Source organism: Mycobacterium sp. TH-M25, from assembly GCF_057473665.1.
The window spans coordinates 1-2,197 of sequence record NZ_JBYCLA010000104.1; the positions used below are offsets into that span (position 1 = coordinate 1).

1 protein-coding gene is annotated in these 2,197 nt (G+C 67.2%); it reads right to left on the reverse strand.

The features are described 5' to 3' along the window. The coding region (gene lysX, locus AC2VOU_RS03715) for a bifunctional lysylphosphatidylglycerol synthetase/lysine--tRNA ligase LysX (RefSeq protein WP_486956135.1) at positions 1-2,197 on the reverse strand (2,197 nt) is incomplete at both ends.

Consider the following 2,197-nt stretch of genomic DNA (forward strand, 5'->3'; position numbering starts at 1 on the left):
AAGGGCAGCGTCTCCCGGATGCTGCTGCCGGTGACCAGCATGACGAGCCGGTCGACGCCCATCCCCATCCCGCCGGACGGGGGCATCGCGTACTCCATGGCCTGAAGGAAATCTTCGTCGAGCTCCATGGCCTCGGGATCTCCGCCGACCGCGCGCAACGACTGCTGATGCAGCCGGCGGCGCTGCTCCACCGGATCGGTGAGTTCGCTGTAAGCCGTACCCAACTCGACGCCCCAGGCCACCAAGTCCCACCGCTCGGCCACTCCGCGTTTGCAACGATGCGGTCGGGTCAGCGGCGACACCGACGTGGGAAAGTCGGTGTAGAAGGTGGGCTGCTCGGTGCGGGTCTCGACGAGCTGCTCGTAGAGTTCGAGCACCAGCGCGCCGGGATCCCACTGCCGGAAAAAGTGGACACCGGCGGCGTCGCACAGCCGGCGCAGGGTGGCCAGGTTGGTGTCAGCGTCGATATGCTCACCGAGCGCATCCGAGACCGCGTCGTGCACGGTACGCACCGGCCAGACGCCGGAGATGTCCACCGGTTCAAGGCGACCGGGCGTGCCCTCGGCGCTGCCTGCGCCGTCCCGTTGAGGCCGCAGCACCACCGGCGCGCCGTTGGCCGCGCAGGCGGCGTTCTGGATCAGCTCGCGGGCTCCGTCGATCCAGGTCAGATAGTCGGCGTGCGCCTGATAGGCCTCAAGCAAGGTGAACTCCGGGTTGTGACTGTAGTCGACGCCCTCGTTGCGGAACGCTCGGCCCAGTTCGAAGAGCCGCTCGACACCGCCCACGCACAGCCGCTTGAGGTACAACTCCGGGGCGATGCGCAGATACAGGTCCAAGTCATAGGCGTTGATGTGGGTGGTGAACGGGCGAGCGCTGGCGCCACCGTGCAACTGCTGCAGGATCGGGGTTTCGACTTCCAGAAAACCCTTGGCGAACAACGTCTCCCGGATTGCCCGCAGCACCTTGCTGCGGGCCGTTACCAGCGCGCGGGACTCGGTATTGACCGCCAGGTCCACGTAGCGGGACCGCACCCGCGCCTCGGGGTCGGTCAGCCCTTTCCACTTGTTCGGCAGCGGGCGCAGGCACTTGCCGATCAGCCGCCAGCGCTGCACCAGCAGCGACGGTGTTCCGTTGCGGCTGCGTCCCATGTTGCCGGTCACCTCGACCAGGTCACCGAGGTCGACGGCCCGGCTGAAGTCCGCAGCGCAGCCGCTATTGACCTCTGCGAGCAGCGAATTGTCCAGCAGCAGTTGCAATTCACCGGACCAGTCGCGCAGCTGGGCGAAGAGCACTCCGCCGTAGTCGCGCATCAGCAGCATCCGGCCCGCTACCGAGACCGCGGCCCCGGCATCCAGGCCGGCCAGGGCTTGGGCCACCGTGTGAGTGGGCGGTCGACCCACCGGATAGACGTCAATGCCATTGTCCTGCAGGATCTTGAGCTTGGCCAGCCGGACTCGCACCTGTTCGGGCAGTCGTGTGCTGCGCGGGGCCGTATCGGCAGAGTCGAACGGATCAGCGGTCAGCCCGGAGAGATCGGGCGCGGTGCCGTCGCTGTGCAGCAGGCCGGTCGCCACCACCGCCGCCGGCACCGACGAGTGGTGGCCAGTGTGCTGTTTGTTGCGCCCGGAGAACGGCAACACCAGAAAGCCTTCCGCGATCACCGACGCTACGCCCACCCGGGGGATCAGCCGGGCATCCTCGTAGCACGCGTAGCGGGGCACCCAATCGGGTTGGTATTTCATGTTCGATCGATACAGCGTCTCCAACTGCCACCATCGCGAGAAAAACATCAGCACCCGGCGCCAGGATCGCGCCACCGGGCCGGCACCGAGCTGCGCGCCTTGCTCGAACGCCGACCTGAACATGGCGAAGTTCAGCGAGATCTTGCTGATGCCAATGCCTTGAGCCTGCAACGCCAATTCGCTGACCATCAGCTCGATGGTGCCGTTCGGGGATTGCGGTGAACGGCGCATCACGTCCAGTGAGACGCCGCTGGTCCCCCACGGAACCAGCGACAGCATCGCCACCACGGTGCCGTCGCGTTGCACCGCCTCGACCAGAAGACAATCGGCGTCTGCCGGGTCGCCGAGCCGGCCCAGTGCCATCGAGAAGCCCCGCTCGGATTCGGTGTCCCGCCACGCGTCGGCGCGCTGGACCACCAGCGCCATCTCGTCGGCGCCGAGGTCGCCGTGCCGAC